Here is a 21582-nt window from a genome sequence, read left to right on the forward strand (position 1 = left end):
CGACCTCAACCCATACTTGAGTATGACGTTAAAGAAAATAAAATATTTGCTAACGAACGTTAGGTTGCTTACATTTGTTAATTATACATGGAAGCAGTGTTGAGCAGAAAAGAACAGATCGAGAGAACAGCAACGGCACTTTTTAAAACAAAAGGCTTTTCGGCTACGTCGATGCGTGACCTGGCCAATGCCTTAGGCATTGAGGCTGCCAGCATTTACTCGCATATAAAGTCTAAAGAAGAGATCTTGCAGCGCGTTTGCTTTAGAATGGCGCAGGAGTTTTTTGAGGCCCTGGATGCCGCGGAAAGTATAGATGGCAGCGCCTCCGACAGACTGCAGCGTGCTATTTCTGCCCACGTGCAGGTGCTCACAAACAACACGGCTGCCTCTGCTGTTTTTCTGCATGAGTGGCGCCACCTGAGCGAACCGCATTTAACAGAGTATTTGTCGTTGCGCGACAAGTATGAGAGCCGCTTCAGGGAGATTATCCGAAACGGTATCGAGAGCGGTGAGTTTGCGGTGCCTGACGAGAAATTTGCCACCCTGATGATCTTCTCAGGCCTGAACTGGATCCATACCTGGTACAAGCCGGATGGCAAGATGAAGCCGGAAGAGATCGCGGCCAATCTGTCGGCCATGCTTTTAACAGGATTGAACAATACAGACACTAACTTTTCGGCTGAGCCGATTCACCTTAATACACCTAACTAAACTAACTAACCGCCGGGCTGGTAACGCGGCCCGGCACCTTTTACTGAACCTTTAAACTATAGATATTATGTACGGAGGAGGAAACGTTTTTGAAGCTACTAAATTCGACGACCTGCAGACTGAAGACCCTGCAAAACTGGCCGAATTTGAAGCCCGCATTGCCAGAGGCGAAAAGATTGAGCCTACTGACTGGATGCCGGAGCTATACCGCAAGCAACTGATCCGCATGATCGAGCAGCATGCGCACTCTGAGATCATTGGAGCATTACCGGAAGGTACCTGGATCACCCGCGCCCCTGGCTTCCGCCGCAAAATGGCGCAGATGGCCAAAGTGCAGGACGAGGTAGGTCACGCACAGCTGCTATACTCTGCCGCTGAAACGCTTGGCAAGTCACGCGAGCAGATGCTGACCGACCTGATTAACGGTAAGTCGAAGTATTCCAACGTATTCAACTACCCTGCCTTTACCTGGGCAGACTCCAATATTATATCCTGGCTGATTGACGCGGGTGCGATCGTGAACCAGATGGCGAATGCTAAAGGTTCATACGGCCCATACTCTAGAGCCCTGGAGCGTATCTGCGCCGAGGAGGCTTTCCACCTGAAGTATGGCCACGACGCCGTGGTGCACATGGCGACGGGTTCTCCGAAGCAGCGCGAAATGATCCAGGCTGCCCTAAACCGCTGGTGGCCTCCGATCATGACGTTCTTCGGACCGTCTGATAAGATGAGCACGCACACGGAAACACTGATGCGCTGGAAAGTAAAAATGGCCTCTAACGACGAGTGCCGCCAGCAATTCCTGGACATGTACGTGCCGAAGATATGGGAGCTTGGCCTGACCGTGCCGGACCCGAACTTGAAAAAGAACATGGAAACCGGTCAGTGGGAATACACCGAGCCGGACTGGGATGAGTTTAAGCGCGTGATCAACGGCGATGGCCCTTGCAACGCAGAGCGCCTTGCCGTACGCCGTACCGCCGAAGAGCGTGGCGCATGGGTACGCAGAGCCCTGCTTAACCCGAAAGCAAAATACGTTCGTCCATTGGCATAGCCAATGGTAGTTAAAAGTTGAGAGTTAAAAGTTAAAAGTGATTTACCACCTACAACTCTTAACTCATAACTTTTAACTCTTAACTAATTCGAAGCTCTTAACTCATAACTAATGTTAAAGTCCCTTGACCCAAGAGTAACCCGACTGAACCTGCCGGAAGGTGAGGTTCCTGCTATGGAGCCGAAGCCGGAACTGGATCAGTTTGAAACATATGAGGCCTTCCATCAGAAGAAGGAAGGCGCTGCCCATACCTATGTAGGTCCTGTACACGCCCCTAACGAGGATGTGGCTTTCCTGTTCGCAAAGGAGCAGTATAGCCGCCGCTTCCCATGTGTAGGCCTCTGGATAGCCCGCACCGAGAACATACAGGTAACGCCTTATGCCAACGATGGTGAGAATGTGTACGACATGATGCGCATTGAAGAGCCTACGGAGCGCAGCGAACGGCCTGAGCCTTACGAGATCTTTCACCTGAAGAAGCGTGGCAAGGCCCATGCCCATGCCGGCCGTGTAATGGCAACCTCATACTTAGAAGCGCTGCAGGAAGCTAAAAAGCAATTCGGAGAGAAAGCCCCTATTGTAAATGTGTGGGTGGTAAGATCGAAAGATGTGTTGCAGTCTGCGGAAGAAGACAAAGACATGTGGACCACTATACCGGAGAAGAAATACCGTGAGGCGATTGCCTATAAAGTGATGGACAAGATCACGAAGTATAAAGAAGAACGTAAAAACACACCTGCCCAATAATGAACGAGCAAGCGATAAAAGACCTGTTATACAAACTGGCAGACGACCAGCTTATACTTGGCCACCGCAACTCCGAGTGGACTGGCTTCGGCCCGATACTGGAGGAGGACATTGCTTTCTCGTCGATGGCGCAGGATAAGATCGGACATAGCCTGGCATTTTATACTTTGCTGCAGGAACTTGGCGAAGCTGACCCGGACACCGTTGCCTTTACCCGAAACGCCAACCAGTTTCACAACAGCCAGCTGGTAGAGCTGCCAAACGGAGAGTATGATTTCAGTTTGATCCGCCATTTCCTGTACGACAATGCTGAGATCATCCGTTTTGAGATGCTTAGCCAGTCGAGCTACGAGCCAATTGCCAAGGTAGCCACCAAACTGAAAGGCGAAGTAAAATACCACGTGCTGCACGCTAACACCTGGATCAAGAACCTGGGTACATCCACTGAAGAAGCTATACTTCGCTTGCAGTCATCGTTAAACGAGGCTTTGCCTTATGCGCTGGGCATGTTCGAGAAATCGAAGTATGAGCAGGAGTTGATCAATGCTGGCGTATATGCTGGTGAGGAAGCTGTAAAAGCAGAGTGGTTAAACCGCATACAGTCGGTTCTGGAGAAAACAGACCTGAAACTGCCTGACCTGGAAAGTATAACTCCGAAGTTCGGAGGCCGCTACGGCGAGCACACAGAGCACCTACAGCCGCTACTAGACGAAATGGCTGAAGTGTTCAAGATAGACCCTACTGCTGAGTGGTAGTTTTTTTTACGTAGCACGACACACGTATCACGTAGCACGATATATCTAAGGTCGTGATACTTGATACGAGATACGTTATACGACCAAAATTATGCTGAAAAAAGAGGACATACTAACCCTGCTGGAGGAGGTAAAAGACCCTGAGATACCGGTGTTGTCGCTGGTGGACCTGGGGGTGATTACGGGTGTGGAGATATCTGAGGATGACCACGTGACCGTGAACATGACCCCTACCTTTGCCGGTTGCCCTGCCATGGACTACATGAAAAAGGATGTGGAACGCACCCTGGAGAAGCACGGCATCAGCAAGTATACGGTTAATATGACCTTTGATAAGCCTTGGGACAGTAACAAGCTTACTGAAAAGGGACGTCAGCATCTGAAAGAGTTTGGCCTGGCACCGCCGCCAAAGTATGACCTTATACTTGACCTGGATATTCTGGAGCATGTTAAGTGCCCGTACTGCGACAGTGAGAATACAGACCTGAGAACTCCTTTCGGACCAACGCTTTGCCGCTCTATGCACTACTGCAACAACTGCAAGCAGATGTTTGAGCAGTTCAAGCCTTTATAATATCCATAAAGTATAAATGAAAGAGCCGGTTAGATTTTAGCCGGCTCTTTCATTTATACTGGAATGTACTCGCTTCTCTACTTTTCACCTAAATATAGTCCGCAGCCTGTATATACTTTGTTGTTTGCCGTTATTTTCACTGTGTAAGGTCTTTCCTTACCAGACATAGCGTCTTTGCAGATCTGCTCCGTCAACTCGACAATCAGGGCACCCGCATCGGTGGTTACGCTGTAACGGGTAGTGTTGCCCTGCATGCTGGATATAGGGGTTGGGGCATTCAGCATTACATCTTCCAGCGGCCTGGTCTTGAACAAAATCTCTTTGTCACGGTCTATCTCTAACAACCAACCCGGGTTATGCCCTGTGGCTATAAAATCAACTCCTATTTTCTTTCTATCCTCCCAAAATCGGGTTTCCTCTTCTTCAAAAGCTGTATTACGTTTCAAGCTATACTGGGCTCTCAGTTCTTCATTTATCGGCTTTCCGGCCAGGTCCAGCATGCGTAACTCACCTGCAGCCGCTAGTGAGAACCTTTTCTGATCTGCCTGATCTCCGCTTAACTCTATTATTCCATCGGTTACGCTCCAGGTGCCAATCCGGGTAACAGGTTCTCCTGGCCTGTCCTCGTAAATAACCTGCTCCTCAAATTTGTAGTCATCCATCAGAGTAAGGTCATAAGTATAGCCAATACACCCGGGACAAGGTATAAACCCATGCCAGGTACCCAATACATCGTTTGGCGCAACGTTACGGTCTACAATAACAGCCTCTGTATCTCCCCAATCATCCACATCCATCACCGAGCTTCTGGAACACGCCGACAAGCCAATGCCAAACGCACACCAGATCAAAAATACTACTCTATGCTTTTTCATAGTAAGTAGTACGACGTATACTTTAACGCTGTTGTTAAGGCTGATACATCCCAGAAAAGCGAAGGGCCCCGCTTAAACAGCAAGGCCCTTCCTGAGATTTATATTTATACTTGATAGCCTTATATCTTCGCCATTTCCTCTTTCACAAAATCCACAAGGCTCTTGATATAAGCTGTACTGAAGTCAAATTTGATGCCGGCGGCTTCGTATACCTCACCAATGGAAACGGTGTAACCCAGGCTTAAAGCACGCTTGTAGGCAGCCAATCCTTCTTCCGGGTTTTCCTTAAAGTTTTTCCAAACGGCGATGGCACCCAGCTGCGCCATGGCATACTCTACATAGTAAAACGGCACTTCGTAAATGTGCAGCTGCTTTTGCCAGATGTAAGGTTTATACTTTTCGATGCCATCCCAGCTAACGATCTGGTGGTTGAAAGATTCAAAAATCCTCACCCACTCGGTATGGCGCTCTTCCTGTGTCTGCTCAGGGTTTTCGTAGATCCAATGCTGGAACTTATCCACTGTCGCAACCCACGGGAAAGTTTCGAGCACGCTTTCCAGGTGTGTACGCTTGGCACGCTTCAACTCATCCTCATCCTCAAAGAACTCATCCCAGTAGTCCATCGAGATCAGCTCCATCGACATAGAGGCCAGCTCTGCCACCTCTGATGGCGGGTGCTTGGCAGCGTTAAGCGGCAAACTGCGCGTCAGGAACGAATGTACCGCATGGCCACCCTCGTGCAACATGGTAATTACATCGCGAAGGCTTGAGGTCGCGTTCATAAAGATGAAAGGCACGCCAATCTCATCAAGCGGGTAATTGTATCCGCCCGGCGCCTTGCCTTTTCTGGATTCCAGGTCCAGGTGGCCCATTTCGCGCATAATAGCCAGGCAGTCGCCCAAGTAGGTATCCAGTTTGTAGAACACCTGTATGGTTTTCTCAAGCAGTTCGTCTCCGGTTTTAAACGGCTCCAGCGGCTTTTTGCCTGTAGGGTCAACGTCAAGGTCCCAGGGGCGCAGTTCCTCCACACCAAGGCTTTGCTTACGCTCCTCATCCAACTTCGTCAGGAAAGGCACGATGGTCTCTTTGATAGAAGCATGGAAGTCGAAGCAGTCTTTGGGCGTGTAGTCGAAACGGCCCATGGCAGCAAACATGTAGTCGCGGAAGTTGTCGAAGTCGGCGTTTACGGCTACCTGATGACGCAGCTTCAAAAGTTCATCAAACAGGTTATCCAGCTTTTCACGTTCCTGGTAGCGACGTTCCTGCACGGTGCGCCATGTTTCCTCACGCACCTTTCTGTCAGTTCGCTTCAGGCGGTCAGCGGCACGCTGCAAGGTCATTTCCTCACCATCCAGTGTTACCGTCATAGAGCCGGAGATGGCCGCGAACTGCTGTTGCTTTGTGCTTATCTCGGTTTGCAGCGGAATATTGGCTTCCCTGAATATCTCCAGTGCGCGCTCTACCCCTCTCAGATAGATTTTATACTTCTCACGTTCCAATGCAGGCTCATACGGCGAGTGCATCAGCTTTAGGTTCAGCTCATGGTCGTATGGCGCAATTTTAGGTTCGATCTCAGACACAAAGTACTGGAAAGCGGCAGTAACGTCCTCGTTCTGCGTGTCGCAGGTCATCCGGATGTAACGCCACCCCATCTCCTCTGACAGAACACTCTCCAGCTCGCTGCGGTCATACATCCACTTTTCTAACTCCTGCACACTGTTTATTTCCCGGTTTTTAAGTTCTTCAAAGTAGGGCTCTATTGTTTCCCACTTTGCAACTTTAAAATCTTCGGTTAGGTAAGTACGCTGTTTTCGCTTTGGGATACTTAAGGTCTTGGAGGCTGTGTTCATAGATCTATCACATATAACAGAAGTGTAATATAGTTACTTCTTACGAAAGTGCAAAAAAATAATAGAGCCACATTTGATAATGCGGCTCTATTACATGTAGGTACGTATATTTTGTTTAACCGATCTCGATTACCACGTTATTTGTTAGTGGGTGGCCTACGCAATTAAGCACATAACCTTCGTCTAACTCTGCATCAGAAAGGCCTTCACGCTCATCCAGGTGCACCTTTCCGCTCAGGCATTTGCCGCGGCAGGCTGTACACAAACCGGCCTGGCAAGAGTATGGCAGGTCCACGTCCTGCTCCAGGGCCGCCTCCAGTATGGTCTGGTCCGGCTCCACTTCCACATGGTACTCTGCCCCTTCGTAAATAATGGTAACTGTCTGGGTGGTTATTTCGCCGTCATCTTCTGTAGCCAGCACATCGCCATGCTGGGCCTGCTGTTGCTGCTCTATGAGTTTATTGCTCACAAAGCTCTCCCTGAAAATTCTGTCAGCGGGCACATGCAGCACATCCAAAGCATGGCGCACTTCTTCCATCATGCCTTCAGGGCCGCACATATAGTACACGGCATTGCTCACTTTGGCCAGTTGCAAACGCTCCAGGATCTTGATGATCAGGCTCTGATTCATGCGGCCACGGTTTTCGCAGGCCTCTTTTGGCTGGCTGTAGATGTATACTATCTTTAGACGCTCGGCAAACTGCTGCTCCAGTGCCTGTAACTGCTCTTTAAAGATAACCGAGTTTTCGTCTGTGTTACCGTAAAGCAATGTTACCTGGCTGTTTGGCTCTTCGCGCAGCACCGCCTTAAGTATAGACATGAGTGGCGTTATGCCACTGCCGGCACCAAACAGCAGCACTTGGCGCTGGTTGTCCGGGGCACAGGTAAGGCAAAAATTACCAATTGGCTGCATCACCTTTATCTCGTCGCCAACTTTAGCGTTATCGATCAGGTAATTGGAAACAAGTCCTCCTGAAACACGCTTGACGGTAACCGCCAAACGCGGGGCCTCGTGTGGCGTGCTACTTAGTGAGTATGAGCGGCGAACTTCCTTTCCGTCGATGTTAAGGATAAGGGTCAGGAACTGCCCTGGCTTGTAGGGTATAGTTTGTTTTTCTGGGTGCTCAAAATGTATGGTAACGGCATCCGAAGTTTCGTGCGTGAGCTCAACAACCTTCAGATTCAAGTATGGACTACTCATTTTGCTATGCTTTATCTCTTAAGAATTTGCTTTTAAACCTGTTTAGAAGGTGAAAGTTACGATAATATAGTTTCTTCTTTAAAAAGAGAATTAAAAATTCGCCGTTCACTAAATTTTTTCTATATTTAATGTAATAAAATAAATATCGCTTGCAATTGATATAAAAAAAAGATGCAACTTTGCAGTGTGCTTTCGAGCATCCGACGATAGACTTCGGAACTGCCTGAAGTCTTGCCGCCGCCCCTTAGCAATAACAACTACTTGAAAACAATAATGCTCTACAAACTGACACTCAAAAACTGTGAAAAAACCGTAGTGGTGGACGACCGCACCTACGAGTACATCCAAAACAACGCGTACCTGCAGCAGATCGAATTTCTGAAGCACCTGCGCATTCACTCTAACGGCTATGCCTTCTTCCAGAAGAACTGGCCGCTGAAAGACGGTAAATACCGCAACGAAACCATTTATCTGCACAAGATGATCGGGGAACAGTTGCTGGAGAAGCCTGAAAGCGACATAAAGCTGTATGTGCATTTTATAAATGGCAACAAGCTGGACTGCCGCCGCGAAAACCTGGAGTGGGCACCGCTGTGCAAAATTGTAAGAAACACCGCCAAAACCGAGAACAAGCTGGGTGTGCGTGGCGTGCACAAGGAGGCGCAGAAGTACCGGGCCATTATACACTATAACAAACAGCGTATAAACCTGGGCACTTTCGAAACCTTGCAAGAGGCAGCACAAGCCTACAGTAAAAAATCTGAAGAACTTTTCGGCAAAACCAAGAGTCTTAAAACGCTCTCGAAGTATGTAGAGGAAGAGATGGCCTAGCCTTTTCTGTTAACTGCATCTGCGTTTGCCGCGTCTTCCATAGCTTATGAGTAATACAAAAGACCTTAGTGCTATACTAAGCCGGCACAGCCATGATTTTGCGCCCGTGCTGGATGCGGACCTGAACGCAGATGCAGTTTGCACCCTCGACTTTACTGCCGAAAACACACTGCTGCAGCAAACCAACCTGCTTGATACCGAAGCCTTTAACAAAGCTGTGCAACAGATGCTGCACGCGCAAAAGGCACGCATAGGCGTGGGCGGTTACCTGGAGGACCGGTTTATTTACCGCAGAAGCAAGCACTTCGACGTGGCCGCCGAAAGTCGCAACCTGCACCTTGGTGTGGATGTGTGGCTCGATGCAGGTACCACTGTGTTCACCCCGCTGGATGCCACCGTGCACAGCTTTCAGGATAACGACAACTTCGGCGACTACGGCCCTACCATAATATTGGCACACGAGCTGGAAGGCCATACTTTTTATACTTTGTACGGACACCTGAACCGCGCTTCATTAGAAGGGCTGGAAGTTGGGAAGCGCTTTGCCAAAGGTGAAAAAATAGCAGAAGTAGGTCCTTATCCTGAGAATGGAAACTGGCCGCCGCATTTGCACTTTCAGGTGATGTGTGCCATGGAAGGAAAGTATGGCGATTACCCGGGCGTGGCCACCACATCGGAAAAGGCTAAGTATGAGCAGCTTTGCCCAAACCCAAACCTGATTCTGAAGTGCCGCCATTTGGGCTAAGTTTGCAAAACCTTTAATTTTTAATTAAAATGCCATTTTAGGCACTGCTGAGCAGGCAGTGCCTTTTTGTTTTACCACCCTTTTATACTTTTAAGAATGTTTGACTTAGAGAAGTACAGTGTATTGGCCGTAGACTTTGTGGTGCTTTATGGCATGAAACTGTTGCTGGCTATACTTATACTTGTTTTTGGTGCATGGCTTATCAAGCGCCTGAACCGCGTGATCGGCAACCTGATGATTCGCAAAAACGTGGACCCGTCGCTGAGGCCGTTTTTGGGGAGCATCGTAAGCGTTGCCCTTTGGGTAATTCTGGTTGTCGTGGTGATTTCACAGATTGGTGTGGAGATGACTTCCTTTATTGCGGTGCTCGGCTCTGCTGGCTTGGCTGTTGGTTTGGCTTTGCAGGGCAGTCTTTCCAACTTTGCCGGCGGGGTGCTTATACTTACCATCAAGCCATTCAGGGTTGGCGATTTTATTGATGCCCAGGGCCAAAGCGGCACGGTACACCTCATCAACATCTTTAACACGGTGCTTAAAACTGCCGACAACAAAACCATTTACCTGCCTAACGGGCCATTGGCATCGTCGGTGGTGGTGAACTACTCGGTAGAGGCCACCCGCCGCGTGGAGTTGCTTTTCACTGTTTCGGTAAACAACGACATTGGTAAAGTGCGCCAGATACTACAGCAGCTGATAAACGAAGATGAAAGAGTATTGCCAGAGCCAGCCCCAGCCATTGTGGTTACCAACTTTGCCGAGCATGCCATTACCATCAGCGTGCGCATCTGGAGCAAAAGAGAAGACTTTTGGCCGCTATACTGGGACATGACCGAAAAAGCAAAGGCTGCATTTGAGGCAAATGGCATTGCGCTGCCGGTACCAAAGCGAGTAATGCTTAGCAATTTTACTAATGATAAAATTTAAACGACATCAAAGTTTAAACATAGCACTATTTTTATATAAGGTTTATATTATTGCTTGAATTTCAGTTAAAACACTATATATTTATATGTGATAAACCTATAACTTAAGCAATATGAAAACGCTTACTATAAGCCTCCTGCTTGGCGTGCTGGCCTTGACCCTCGCGGGTTGTCCGAGTCCTTGTATCAATAACCTTCCACTTTATAATTTCCCAGCAGAGGCTCATTTCTATCCAGGGCATGATAGCATACAGGTAGGTGATACACTATATTTAATTTCAGAAATCCCGAAAAATCTAAAACCAATTGGCTCTCCGGATTTTGTTGATTATTCGAACGCTAACATACGCGGCAGTTTATCTGTAATAGAATTAGAGCCCAAATCGCAATTTGGCAGGGATGCTGTATTCGATTTTGACTATAAATCTGCAAATGGTCAAATATATAATGTCCGTGATATACCTAGACCAGACGGATTCCAACAGTTTTTGTACCAAGAGTTAGCTGATAGTTACAAGCTTAAGATAGCACTTATAGCCAAGAAAAAAGGAATTTACGGTTTAGGAATACCAACTGTTGCTAGTAGTGGAAAGAGCGATAGTAACGGTTGTGACAAAGCTTATTTTGAAATGAATGTTTCTAACGCTGATATCCATGAACATTATCTTAAGGGGTTCACAGGATCACTAGTAACGCCACGACCAAGCAACGTCTATTATTTTAAAGTTTATTAATTCCTACAACTGCTGTTGCTAAGCTTAGCAACAGCAGTTGTAATTCTATACAGATAGATTTAGTAATAAACATGAAGATCTTTATTACCACCCTTCTTCTAACCGTGCTTTGCATTGCCCTCACAGGATGTCCGAGTCCGCTTTGCCTAAACCCTAATCCCAGCTATACCTTCTCCGTCACCGCGCAATTCACCCCCGAGCACGACAGTATAAAGGTAGGAGACACACTTTATCTTGTCTCCGAATTTCCTAGTACTATGGTGCCCATTGGGGATCAACAGCCCGTAGACTACAGCAGATCCACAGGCATAGGTAATACTTTAGGGCTTCTGCGATTGGAAAGCGGGAAAAACTCCTCTGGTGCCGTCTCCAGTTTCGATTACCTCAGCGTGTGGGGCCGGATATATAACTCTATTGACATCCCTTCTCCCGAGCGTGTGCAACAGCTACGTTACGAGGAGAACGATGGAAAATACAAACTACGAGTGGGGCTTATTCCTAAGAAGCCGGGTGTCTATCTAATTGGGGTAGGCAGCGGATTAAGTAATGGCAGAATGAATGATAAGTGCGTTAAAGCTTCTTTTCAGACTAAATTGACTAATGCAAAATCAAATCTAAATTATTATGAACAGTGGTTTGGTTCCCCAATGGATCAATCTGCCACTAACATATCTTACATGATAAAAGTATACTAACTACGTGTGATACATACTACACCTCACCAGGCTGTTCCTTTTGTTGATTATGTATACAATTAAAGAGTCTGTTTAGAGTTTATTAAAATCTACACTGCCTGCCCTTGCTGCACGTTCTCACCAGCAAGTATAATAGCCAGTGACTTAAATTGTTGGTGAAAAACACCAACAATGGTGGGTTCGATTTCTTTTAGCCAAAACTCTAAACAGCTTCAAAGTATAAAAAAGGAGCCCCGACACTTGCCGGGGCTCCTTTTTTATACTTTAGTCAAACTTAATCGCTTTTACAGGCTTTATCCGTGCTACCATGGCTGCCGGTATAAGTATGGCCAGCATTGTCAGCACCAGCGTAATCACATTCAGGGCCAGTACCATCCCGAAGTTCCAACTAATCGGCACACGGTCCATGTAGTAGTTCTCAGGGTCCAAGGGTATAAGCTCAAAGTAATACTGCAATGCACAGAAGCCTAGGCCAATCAGATTACCCCAAAACAAGCCTTTAACGGTCAGGTTGAGCCCACGGAAAACGAAGATCTTGCGTATCTGGGCATCTGTGGCTCCAACCGCCTTCAGTACCCCAATCATGTTAATACGTTCGATGATCATGATGAACACCGTGGACACCATGTTGAATGTTGCCACAAATATGATGAGCACCAGGAAGATAATCACGTTCTTGCGAAGCAGCTTCAGCCAGTCGAATAGCTGGGCGTGGCGGTCGGTTATTTTCTCGAGTTGCAGATCATAATTCATCGCATCAAATACCTGTTCTGCCACCTGGTCTATCTGGTTAAAGTCCGTCAGCACGATCTCCATGCCCCCGGCCAAAGAATCGGGCCAGTTGTTCAGTTCCCGTATCAGGCCAATGTCGCCTATCACAAAAACCTCGTCAAACTCCTCCAGACCGGTGTTGAAAATGCCTTTCACTTTCAGCTTTCGGGCACGGGGCGGGTTTTGTATAAAGTAAAAGATAACCTCATTCCCCACATCCAGACTCAGTTTATTAGCTATGGCCTGGCTCACCATCACCTCCTGCGACGAAGCCGTATCGTTATACGATATCAGTTCCCCGCTTTTCAGGTTCTGCTTCATGGCACTCAGGTCGTAATCCTCCCCCACGCCTTTCAGCACCACCCCAAGCACCTCGTCCTCTGTTTTAATAATAGCGGTTTTTCGGGCAAAGGGCTGTATTTTCTTTACTCCCGGTATAGAATCGGTCAGGCCAATATTCTTGCTGATGGGTGCTCCCTCGTAGGAGTTGTTGGTATCATACTTCGAAATCTGCAGGTGCGAGCCAAAGCTGAAGATCTTGTCGCGGATCTCGTTTCGGAAGCCCTCCAGAATAGCAAAAGATACAATCATGATCGCAATGCCTGCTGCTATGCTGATAATTGCTATTTTTGTAACCGACGACGTAAACGTGCCGGCCTGCACTTCGGATATTTTATCTGATATATACTTGGAGACGTTCACGCGCGCTTGTTTCAAATCTGCCTTAAAGATAGGTATGAATTTTGATTTCTCCCTTATGACTATGACACAGCCTATGCTATCCCTTTTTGCCTCGGCGCTACTGACCTTTAGCGCCTGCACCTCTAATCAGGTTCCGGCCACGCAGCCAGAAGCCACTCAAACAAAATCCGTAAACACCGCTACGCCAGTTGCAAAGCCAATACAAACCGGTGCCGAGCAGCTTGATTTATACTTGCCTAAGCTGGCCGGTAAGCGCGTAGGTATGGTGGTTAACCAGACATCTACCATTGGCCAGACCCATTTGGTGGATACCCTGCTGGCCCGTGGCGTTAAGATAACCACCATTTTTGCCCCGGAGCATGGTTTCAGAGGCGATGCCGATGCAGGTGCATACGTAAAAGACGCAAAAGATACCAAAACCGGCCTGCCAATTATCTCGCTTTACGGTACCAACAAAAAGCCAAAACCAGAGCAGATTAAGGACCTGGATGTATTGATATTTGATATTCAGGATGTTGGCACGCGTTTTTATACCTACATCAGCACCATGCATTATGTAATGGAAGCTGCCGCCGAGAACGGTAAAGAGGTACTAATACTTGACAGGCCGAACCCGAACGGCAATTATGTAGATGGCCCGGTGCTAGAAAAGGAGCATACTTCCTTTGTAGGCATGCACCCGATTCCAATAGTACATGGCCTTACAGTTGGCGAGCTTGCTAACATGATAAATGGGGAGAAATGGCTGGAGGGCCAGCGTCAGGCTATGGTAACGGTGATACCTGTGGCAAACTATACGCACAAGATGCCTTACTCTTTGCCTATCAAACCATCTCCAAACCTGCCAAACGATCAGGCAATTGAGTTGTATCCTTCTATCTGCTTTTTTGAGGGTACAAACGTGAGCGTGGGCCGTGGCACACCAACGCCATTCCAGGTTATCGGCAGCCCATACTATACCAAAAAGAACTTTAGCTTTACTCCGGTTAGCACGCCGGGTGCCACCAACCCGCCTCATAAAGGCGTTACCTGCTATGGCATGGACCTTACCAAGGTAGCCGTTCCAAATAAAGTAGACCTTTCGTACCTATTGGAGATGTATCAGCACTCCACGGAGAAAGATAAGTTTTTCAACAACTTTTTCGAGAAGCTGGCCGGAACATCAAAATTAAGAGAGCAGGTTATTGCTGGTAAAACGGAGGCAGAGATCAGAGCAACCTGGGAGCCTACTTTGAGCAACTACAAAAAAATGCGCAAGCAGTATTTGCTGTACCCGGATTTTGAGTAGACGGGGTTTATAAAAAGGTAATTTATACTTCGAAAGACCACCCACCCCAGAGAGCTACGCTCGCTAGCTTAAAACTCTCGTTTTGGCCAGTCCAGAGGAGGGAATCGGGAACGATTATTATCCCCCTACCCCCTTCGAAGGGGGACAATCAAGCACGAGTACCTACCTCCAGTTATTAGGAGGGCCGGGGGAGGTAAAATTCCCCTCCTCGGAGGGGCTAGGGGTGGGTAAAATCGTTTGAGCTAACAAACCCAGAAATTACCCTTGCAAAAGGAAACTTATACTTTATACATGAAAAGAGATTTACGCATTGTGTTTATGGGCACCCCGGATTTTGCGGTGCCTACCCTGCAAACACTCGTCGAGCACAAGTATAATGTTGTTGCCGTAATTACTGCCCCGGACAAACCGGCAGGCCGCGGCCAGAAAATACAGCAGTCGCCGGTGAAGGAATACGCTGTTTCGCAGAATATACCAGTGCTGCAGCCTACGAACCTGAAGTCGGAAGTTTTTCTGGAGGAGTTGCGCAGCTACAAGGCTAACCTGCAGATCGTGGTCGCTTTCAGAATGCTGCCGGAGGTAGTCTGGAGCATGCCGGAGCTGGGGTCATTTAACATTCATGGCTCCCTGCTACCTCAGTACCGTGGGGCAGCGCCTATAAACTGGGCCATCATCAATGGCGAACAGGAAACTGGCGTTACCTCTTTCTTTCTGAAGCATGAGATCGATACCGGTGACCTTATCTCCCAGACACGGGTGCCTATACTTGACGAGGATGACTTTGGCAGCATGTATGAGAAGCTGAAGTATGAAGGTGCTGCTTTGGCCCTGCGTACTGTACAAGCCATCGAGCAAGGCGAGGTAAACCCACAGCCTCAGGTTACGACCTCTGAAACGAAGCATGCACCCAAGATATTTAAAGAAACCTGCGAGATAAACTGGAACCAGCCGGCCCAGCAAGTGCGCAACTTTATCCGTGGCCTTAGCCCCTACCCTGCCGCCTGGACACGCTTTCAAGAAAAGAACTTCAAAATATTTAAGGTAGACGCGCTGGAGAACACGGCTTATACTTCTGAGCCTGGCACTATCCACACCGATAACAAAACTTTCCTTCACGTGCAAACCGCCGCTGGGGCAATTGCTATACTTGACCTGCAGATGGAAGGTAAAAAGCGTATGCCGGTGCAGGATCTTTTGAGGGGTTATACTTTTAACGTGTAAGTATGGTAAGTATAATAGTAGCCACCGCGGAAGACAACGTTATCGGCAAAGACAACCAGCTGATCTGGCACCTGCCCGCCGACTTGAAGCACTTTAAGCAGCTCACCATGGGCCATCCTATACTTATGGGACGTAAGACCTATGAGTCTATCGGAAAGCCGCTGCCGGGCCGTACTTCCATCATCATCACCCGCCAGGAAGATTTTCAGGCGGAAGGTTGCATTGTAGTTCACTCTGTGCAGGAGGCCATTGCAATGGCTAAAGAAATGGATGAGCAGGTTTACATTATCGGTGGGGCAGAGATCTATAAACAAGCTTTGCCTTTAACAGACTGCATCGAGCTTACTAAGATCCATCATCACTTCGAAGGCGACACGTATTTCACGGAGATCAAAGTAAGCGACTGGGAGGTTGTGGCAGAAGAAAACCATGCGCCTGATGAGAAGAACAAGTATAATTATACTTTCCTGACGTTGAAAAGGAAGGGTTAGACTGTTTGATAATAAATCTGCTCTTGGTAGGAACCTCCAATCTTTCGTAGAAATCTCCTCTTGGAAGGCAGGGCCGTTAAGTTATAACGTAAATTGTCCCCTTGAGGGGACTACAGGAGTGTAAAGCCAGTTGAGATCACCTTTCGCAATAGGTAAACACCCCTCTAACTCCCCTCAAGGGGAGAATCGTTGTATTGCTATATTAATGCTTTATACATCTCTGAGAGGCAAATCTTAAGAACTTAACGGCCCTGCCCTTTGAAGGGGGTAGGGGGATGATAATCGTTCCCAATTCCCTTCTTGTAAAAAGGCAGATATATCAGATACTGAACAAGTATAAAAAGAGAAGAGGCCGCTACAACTAGCGGCCTCTTCTCTTTTTATACTTTTATCGAAGTATGTAGATCTTGCCGTATCCGTTTTTAAAGGACTTGTCGCCGGTTTTATACATATGGCGCATGCCTCCTTCTACCTGGGTCATCACTACCCGATACAAATAAACACCGTTGGCCAGTTTATCACCATACATGTCGGTGCCATCCCAGGCATACTCGGTCTTGTTGTTGCCAATGCGTATCGGGCCAATCTCTTCTTTGGTTATCTCTTTTACCACTTTACCCGTTACCGTCATGATCTGGATCTTGAGATGCTCCGGCACCTCGTTACCGGTCAGGGTAAAGATAAAGTTGGTTTTGGTTGAGAACGGGTTCGGGAACGGATAAAAGTTTGTGATCCTGGACTCGTTTATTACCTCGAAGCTGATACGGTAAGGTGAAATACCCGACGATTTACCAGCAGCATCGCGTGCACGCACTTCCAATAAGTGTCTGCCGTTTACCAGGTTCTCTGGTTTATACTCTACCCTAAAGTCATTTTTCTCATCAGCCGGGAAGTAACGCACCTCATTTTTATTCCCCATCAGGTCAACCTCCTGCTCTGTTCCATCCGGATCTATCATAACCACGGCCATGGTAGATGGGTCTTTAAGATGCACAAAACGGTTCTCGTCCTTCACGGTTATACTTATAAGTGGGCTTGGTGCCACCAGTTCTCCATCCATAATGTGCATGCCATCAAAAGCGACATCCAAAATAGGATGCAGTTTGGTTTTGGCTTTGAAGTTGACTTCAAACACATTGTTAAAGTACTGCTGCTCCGGAAGTATGCGCGGGTTCACAAACATGTTCAGCTTATACTCTCCCTCCAACTGCAGCGTAGACATGGCAAACTGGAAGTTCACTGTTTCGTTAGGGCCTACAGGCTTAATCTTAAACCTTTTCACAATAGGGTCAGACTTTTCGCCGGTAACTGTCACCTCAACTGTAACAGAGTCCTGGAAAGCTGTCGTGGTCAGGTTCTGGAATGCCATCGGCACATTTATACTTCCCTTCAGGGCCTGCTCGGTAAGTATGGCTTCCGTAACATTTACAAGGTCTGGCCTTATAACTCCTTCCGGTGCCGCATCATGGAAAACAAACCATTGCTTTAGTTGTGGTGCTGTTCTGTCTGTAACGTCGGTTACTTTGGCTTTTAATCTAAGCGATGGGTACTCTGTGGCATTTATACCTGACAGGTCAAAAGACTTCGTTGTTACATTTTCAACCAGCACTTTTTCCTCTCCTGCATTATTTACACCAAGTATACTCAAAGTATAGCTGTCGTCGCCAGCCTTGTATCTTTCAATGTTATGGTGAAGGCGCTTCCACTTTAACGCTGGTCCTATCAGAGATGAAGTGATCGTTCCTTCCGGCTGGTTTGAGTAGATCACGTCATCCATGATCAAAACCTGAGACGTTATAGGCGTATTATCACCTGCAACACCTGTTCTCTCGTTTGCCGTGCCTGCCGCAGCACCTTTCTGCCCTACTATCCCGAACGGATAGCCATTCTTAAGATCATTGATCAAAACAGAACCTATAGAGGCAAAGGCGGCTTTCTGCGCCGCTGTAAAGCTTTCGAACGGCACCCTGTTCACAGTCATGGCGACAACATAGTGGCCTGCAGGAACTAAGTTTATAAAATCAATCAGTTTATCCCGGTTCGAAGCTATGTTCAGGTCACCGAACTCATACAAGTATGGGGCGCTGGCACAGAAGTAAGTCCCGATCTTCTCTACCTTCTCCAGTGTTTTCCCGTCGATCACGATGGCAAAGATTCGTGGTGTGGCAGAGCCCCCAGGGTTGCTGCAGGATGCGGTAAACAACATTTCACCCATATGGAATAAACCATATGGCGGATTTGTATACCTGAAATCACCACCTACTGTCTTGATAGAAACCTCGGTTTTAGTGCGCTGGAAATTCCATTTCAGGTTTTGTTGGCCCTCGTTGGCAATTTTATCCGTTTTGGCGGTTGTAAACTGCCCGTAGTGGCTCTGCGACCAGCCATGCACCGCATTAGGAATGTACCGGAAAGAACTTGTTGCCCAAACGGTATCTTCGCCTGCTGCATACGTTTCAAACCTGGCTCTCCAGTAATATACAGTACTATCTGTATCTGCTGCCCCCTTCGGTAAAGTCACATCCCAGAAAGGCATAAGCGCATGCCCTGCGGTAAAGCTTTTCTTTAAAGGACTTTTAAACGTTTGGGTAGTGTCCAACTCAAAGTAAAACCCTTTTGTGTTAGAAGCCAGCTGCGTTGCCTGCACAGACAGTTTCACATTGCTTGTGCCTACAATGCCATAGTTGGCAGGACTTAAAGCAATCAGGCCACTAGCCGGAAAATAATGCTGGAACGTGGCTGTGTTGTTGTTCTCGTTCAGTTCATCTATCTCGTTTGTGCCGTCAAGCTTAATTTCGAAAGAGTTCATGCCCAGCGCTGCCATTCCCTTGTTGTTAAGCTTCAGCTGGATTTTCATGTCTTTCAGGATAGGGCCTACTTTGATAGGCGCATAGGTGATCACGGTATTATCCGGCAAGGTCCTTTTCACGGTTACAACCACAGAATCGGTTATCGCTTTACCAAGGTTAGTTACATTCACCTGGGCAAAAAAGTCATCGGACTTAGCCGTCACCGTCTCTCCGTTGGTAGCGGACACTCTAAATGTATTGTCCTTGAACAGGTAATCTGGTTTTGCCGGGCTGTAGAGTTTTAATACCGGGTCACCTTGCAGCACCATCTCCGTTACCATGGCAGTGGCAATATCGCTGCTGGAGGTCTGCGCCACTCGTCTGATCGATTCCTTTTGTATCTGCCCTAAGGTTGCACCATAAAACTCTTCTTCGCTAAAGGCTGCTGAATAGAAGTTACTTGAATAAAGATCCAGGAAATTGGCATAACCTGCGCCAACGTGGGCGATCAAAGATAAGGCACCTTTGTCTGCTGTATTGAGCCAGTCTTCCCCGAACGAAACATAGCCAGGGTTAAACGCATCACCAACGTTACAGCCGTTCATCAGCATCATGGGGTATTTACCCTTGTTCTTGTAGTTGTTTATTGCCGTAGAAACATAGCCAATATCCAGGTCCGTGGACCCCGCAGAGCTGTGCCCGAAAAAGGTGATAAGAGATAAGCCTCTATTCAGCTCCTCCGACACATTGATAACTTCGGTTACTTCACTTACATTCTGCCTGTATTTTTCTGTAACCCTGGCCCCCAGCAATGGCCCTTCTGCTGTTTTAGCGTAGGACCTTAGGTAAGCCCCGATCTGGTTTATCTCACCAATTGTTTTACCTCCCCCTAACTGCAGGATATTTTTGCGCCAATCAAGCCCATCCGGCAAGGCCTCATGCTCTTTTACCTTGTTCAGGTAATTCATAATATCAGTTGGAGTAGTAGCAGACACCCTACCGGTAGGTACCTTCGGTATAAAGCTGTTGTTTTTAAAGTCTGCCGAAAAGATAACATCTGAGCCAGGGCTGCCACCTGTAGGCACCAGGTCCTGCTGACGCTGCGAAGCCACACGGTAATTTACCCGGCTCAGGTCAGTGCCTTTTCCAAGTATAAGCATGTGCTTTGGCCTTGGCACCGAGGTCATGTAATTCAGGAAATTCTTAATCGCGAACGACGAGAACTCCCCATAGTGAAACTGGTCTACCAGGTTATCCATGAACACCAGCAGGGTATCGTAACCGCCACCGGCCGCTGAAGCCCTGTAAGCTGCATACTCTTTAGGCGCTGGCAAAGAGGCACCGGCAACCGTGGCCATCAGGCGCTTGTTAGTAAGTATAATATAGTCTACTGCGTTCGGATCGATGTAGCGGAACGTTAAACGTTGCGCAGGAAGCGGAGAAAGCGGGGTACTGGTGTTGGCGATGTACAGTTTATGGCTTTTACCATCCGTTGCATTCACCACATACCCTCGTTTACCGCTGACATCATTACCTGCAATTCTGGTAATGGATGTTACGTCTGTTACATCGTAGGCGACGGCAGTGGTAGGAATGTTGGTAAATTCATAGTATGGGTTCACCGACCTGGAAGAGTCGGTGTAGATAAACATGGCATTGCCCTGGAAAATAGTTTTCTGAGGGAAAGTAAGTATGGCATGTGGTACGCTGATCTGGTTTCTGGTATCCTCTAATCCGTTTGGCAAAGGCGGTTGCGGGTCTGCCAGCGATCTCAGCGTAAAGTTACCACCGCTGGTAATGTCTGAGAACTCGGCTGTATAGTTTGCCAGCAAATGCCCGTCACCGAAAATCTTGTGCCTGGCGATCTCCCTTATCACACCGCTCGCATTGGAAATACGAATCGTGAAGTTATGCTCGATATCGTTTCGTGCATAGGCGCTGTACTGCAGAAAAGGCTTTGGTCCGGTAGGCTCTACGTTAACAATACTTCCCAGCACGTAGGTCTTTTCGAACCTGGAGGTATTAACAAACCTGCCTTCTCCCCTGTCCATCCAGGGCATTCTGCTGATACCGCCTCGGTTGGTTCCAGGGTAATAGTCTTGTATAAGCCAGTAATAGGCTTTCTGAAGATGGTAGGGTTCCGGTGTTCTTCCATTAATGGCAGGGTTCACTTCCTGCATGCGCTTGCCTTTGGTTGGGCTAACTGTAAGAAAATACGCTGCCGTATCTGTGTACATACTGGATAACTGGTGTACCTGGTATGAGGGGTCCTTGTACTGGTCTCTGTCCAGTACCCCATCGTTGCGCTCACCGAAAAACTCTATATAATCCTGCTGGCCCAGGTTGCCGTCGTTTTCGCCGGCCACGTATAATGGCACCTCTTTGCCTCTACGGAACATCTGGAAGTTTCGCGGATCGGCACCGGCCAGTCCAAGGTTGTTCAGGTAGTTGTAGTCGATGCGGTAAAGGCCAGTCTGAACTACCTTTATTTTATAGTATACCTGGTTATGGTTAATCCACTCGTTGCCATGCACATTTTGCCCCTGCGCCGGCAGGGCCAGGCTCAACACCCCTAACAAGAGCACAAGTATAACCCTCTTAACCAATGGTAGTGGTCTGCACATA

At 47.8% G+C, this 21582-nt stretch carries 18 protein-coding genes; 13 read left to right on the top strand and 5 right to left on the bottom strand.

What is annotated here, in order from left to right:
* Nucleotides 1-96: 96 nt before the first annotated feature.
* The 5 genes from AC4BAP_RS12735 to paaD all read left to right on the top strand — a co-directional run bounded on the left by AC4BAP_RS12735 (nt 97) and on the right by paaD (nt 3841).
* On the top strand, nt 97-711 hold the full coding sequence (locus tag AC4BAP_RS12735) for a TetR/AcrR family transcriptional regulator (RefSeq protein WP_490583108.1): 615 nt from the start codon (nt 97-99) through the stop codon (nt 709-711).
* A 67-nt stretch (nt 712-778) separates the two neighbouring features.
* Complete coding sequence (gene paaA, locus AC4BAP_RS12740; RefSeq protein WP_490583038.1) at nt 779-1765, top strand: 1,2-phenylacetyl-CoA epoxidase subunit PaaA; 987 nt, start codon at nt 779-781, stop codon at nt 1763-1765.
* A 111-nt stretch (nt 1766-1876) separates the two neighbouring features.
* Nucleotides 1877-2512 (top strand): phenylacetic acid degradation b, encoded by a 636-nt coding sequence (locus AC4BAP_RS12745; protein WP_490583039.1) that lies wholly within the window; start codon nt 1877-1879, stop codon nt 2510-2512.
* Nucleotides 2512-3267 (top strand): 1,2-phenylacetyl-CoA epoxidase subunit PaaC, encoded by a 756-nt coding sequence (gene paaC / locus AC4BAP_RS12750; protein WP_490583040.1) that lies wholly within the window; start codon nt 2512-2514, stop codon nt 3265-3267. The genes AC4BAP_RS12745 and paaC overlap by 1 nt, the downstream gene beginning before the upstream one ends.
* 88 nt (nt 3268-3355) lie before the next feature.
* Nucleotides 3356-3841: a 1,2-phenylacetyl-CoA epoxidase subunit PaaD gene (paaD, locus tag AC4BAP_RS12755; protein ID WP_490583109.1), complete on the top strand. Its 486-nt coding sequence runs from the start codon at nt 3356-3358 to the stop codon at nt 3839-3841.
* Between the two features lie 77 nt (nt 3842-3918).
* Here paaD and AC4BAP_RS12760 read toward each other — a convergent pair whose 3' ends face one another.
* The 3 genes from AC4BAP_RS12760 to AC4BAP_RS12770 form a co-directional block, all read right to left on the bottom strand.
* Nucleotides 3919-4716 carry a copper resistance protein NlpE N-terminal domain-containing protein gene (locus AC4BAP_RS12760; protein WP_490583041.1) on the bottom strand — a complete coding sequence of 266 codons (798 nt, stop codon included), beginning with the start codon at nt 4714-4716 and terminating at the stop codon, nt 3919-3921.
* A gap of 119 nt (nt 4717-4835) precedes the next feature.
* A complete protein-coding gene (locus tag AC4BAP_RS12765) occupies nt 4836-6566 on the bottom strand; it encodes a M3 family oligoendopeptidase (protein ID WP_490583042.1) in 1731 nt (576 codons plus the stop codon).
* Between the two features lie 115 nt (nt 6567-6681).
* Entirely contained in the window at nt 6682-7767 is a 1086-nt protein-coding gene (locus AC4BAP_RS12770; RefSeq protein WP_490583043.1) for a 2Fe-2S iron-sulfur cluster-binding protein, read from the bottom strand.
* Nucleotides 7768-8040: 273 nt separating this feature from the next.
* On the opposite strand from AC4BAP_RS12770, the gene AC4BAP_RS12775 reads away from it, so the two are divergent.
* From AC4BAP_RS12775 to AC4BAP_RS12795, 5 genes are all read left to right on the top strand, one after another.
* On the top strand, nt 8041-8598 hold the full coding sequence (locus tag AC4BAP_RS12775) for an HNH endonuclease (RefSeq protein ID WP_490583044.1): 558 nt from the start codon (nt 8041-8043) through the stop codon (nt 8596-8598).
* 46 nt (nt 8599-8644) lie between these two features.
* The gene (locus tag AC4BAP_RS12780; protein ID WP_490583045.1) at nt 8645-9343 is read left to right on the top strand and encodes a peptidoglycan DD-metalloendopeptidase family protein; all 699 of its coding nucleotides are present in this window, start codon (nt 8645-8647) and stop codon (nt 9341-9343) included.
* Between the two features lie 96 nt (nt 9344-9439).
* Nucleotides 9440-10267: a mechanosensitive ion channel family protein gene (locus tag AC4BAP_RS12785; protein WP_490583046.1), complete on the top strand. Its 828-nt coding sequence runs from the start codon at nt 9440-9442 to the stop codon at nt 10265-10267.
* Between the two features lie 112 nt (nt 10268-10379).
* The gene (locus AC4BAP_RS12790) at nt 10380-11000 is read left to right on the top strand and encodes a hypothetical protein (RefSeq protein ID WP_490583047.1); all 621 of its coding nucleotides are present in this window, start codon (nt 10380-10382) and stop codon (nt 10998-11000) included.
* 71 nt (nt 11001-11071) lie between these two features.
* Nucleotides 11072-11695, top strand: a complete 624-nt coding sequence (locus AC4BAP_RS12795) for a hypothetical protein (RefSeq protein WP_490583048.1) — start codon at nt 11072-11074, stop codon at nt 11693-11695.
* Nucleotides 11696-11959: 264 nt separating this feature from the next.
* On the opposite strand, the gene AC4BAP_RS12800 is transcribed toward AC4BAP_RS12795, so the two are convergent.
* Nucleotides 11960-13183, bottom strand: a complete 1224-nt coding sequence (locus AC4BAP_RS12800; protein WP_490583049.1) for an ABC transporter permease — start codon at nt 13181-13183, stop codon at nt 11960-11962.
* Between the two features lie 58 nt (nt 13184-13241).
* Here AC4BAP_RS12800 and AC4BAP_RS12805 point away from each other — a divergent pair, with 58 nt between their 5' ends.
* The 3 genes from AC4BAP_RS12805 (at nt 13242) to AC4BAP_RS12815 (ending at nt 16168) form a co-directional block, all read left to right on the top strand.
* The gene (locus AC4BAP_RS12805) at nt 13242-14456 is read left to right on the top strand and encodes an exo-beta-N-acetylmuramidase NamZ family protein (RefSeq protein WP_490583050.1); all 1215 of its coding nucleotides are present in this window, start codon (nt 13242-13244) and stop codon (nt 14454-14456) included.
* A 291-nt stretch (nt 14457-14747) separates the two neighbouring features.
* Entirely contained in the window at nt 14748-15677 is a 930-nt protein-coding gene (fmt, locus tag AC4BAP_RS12810; RefSeq protein ID WP_490583051.1) for a methionyl-tRNA formyltransferase, read from the top strand.
* 2 nt (nt 15678-15679) lie between these two features.
* On the top strand, nt 15680-16168 hold the full coding sequence (locus AC4BAP_RS12815; protein ID WP_490583052.1) for a dihydrofolate reductase: 489 nt from the start codon (nt 15680-15682) through the stop codon (nt 16166-16168).
* Between the two features lie 388 nt (nt 16169-16556).
* Here AC4BAP_RS12815 and porU2 read toward each other — a convergent pair whose 3' ends face one another.
* Nucleotides 16557-21581, bottom strand: a complete 5025-nt coding sequence (gene porU2 / locus AC4BAP_RS12820) for a putative type IX secretion system sortase PorU2 (RefSeq protein WP_490583053.1) — start codon at nt 21579-21581, stop codon at nt 16557-16559.
* Between the last annotated feature and the right edge of the window lies 1 nt (nt 21582).

The sequence above is a fragment of the Pontibacter sp. GD7 genome (assembly GCF_058216375.1).